Raw genomic sequence first — 835 nt, 5'->3', positions numbered from 1 at the left:
GGGCAGCGGGCGAAGGCCCGCCGCTATCCGACCGCAGCCGCCATCTTCGCCGCGATGTCGCGCAGGACCGCTTCATCGGCCGCCGCCCGTGTCTTCCTGGACGCCACGAGACAAGCCTGCGAGCGAAGGACGAGGCCATCGCCCAGCACCTTGAGATGATTGGCGCGCAGCGTCGAGCCGGTGGTTGTGATGTCGACGATGACATCGGCCAGTCCGGCCGCCGGCGCACCTTCGGTGGCCCCCAGGCTTTCGACGATGCGATAAACCTGGATGCCGTGCTTCTGCGAGAAGAATTGCTGGGTCAGCCGCCAGTATTTGGTGGCGATGCGCAGCCGCCGGCCATGGCGCTGGCGAAAATCGGCAGCGACGTCGTCGAGGTCGGCCATGGTGTCGACATCGAGCCAGATGTCCGGCACGGCCACCACGACATCGGCATGGCCAAAACTGAGACGGGCGACGATTTCGGCGCGGCTCTCCCAGTCGGCAAGGTTTTCACGCACCAGGTCCTCGCCGGTGATGCCGAGATCGACGGCACCCTGGCCGATCTCGCCTGATATCTCGGAAGCCGACAGGAACACCACTTCGACATCGTCCAGGCCCTCGACGCGGGCGTGGTATTTGCGCTCGTCGCCGGGCAGGCTGACGGCTAACCCGGCTTTGGCCAGCACGTCCAGCGCCTGCTCTTTCAGGCGGCCTTTGGACGGGATCGCCAGCGTGATCATGGCGCCGTCTCCCGCAATGCCTCGATGCGGTCGAGCCAGACCGAAAAGCCGACGCCGGGGATCGGCGTCTTGGCGCCAAGCAAGGTCAGCAGCCGGTCATAGCGGCCGCCGCC

At 66.6% G+C, this 835-nt stretch carries 1 protein-coding gene and 1 pseudogene; both read right to left on the bottom strand.

Annotation, left to right across the window (positions count from 1 at the left end):
- Nucleotides 1-23 precede the first annotated feature (23 nt).
- On the bottom strand, nt 24-722 hold the full coding sequence (gene hisG / locus EN969_RS33400) for an ATP phosphoribosyltransferase (protein ID WP_063170132.1): 699 nt from the start codon (nt 720-722) through the stop codon (nt 24-26).
- Nucleotides 719-835: pseudogene (gene hisZ, locus EN969_RS36475) on the bottom strand (ATP phosphoribosyltransferase regulatory subunit); the annotation flags it as partial. The pseudogene hisZ and the gene hisG, both read right to left, overlap by 4 nt.

Origin of the sequence: Mesorhizobium sp. M7A.F.Ca.CA.003.01.2.1 (genome assembly GCF_003998945.1) — a bacterium.
Taxonomy (GTDB): domain Bacteria; phylum Pseudomonadota; class Alphaproteobacteria; order Rhizobiales; family Rhizobiaceae; genus Mesorhizobium; species Mesorhizobium ciceri.
Note: the sequence above shows the minus strand (reverse complement) of the source record. Positions and strands in the feature narration are given on the sequence as shown.

What these genes read in the sequence shown, in the direction of transcription:
- hisG (WP_063170132.1), bottom strand. Translation starts at nt 722, where the DNA reads ATGATCACGCTGGCGATCCCGTCCAAAGGCCGCCTGAAAGAGCAGGCG.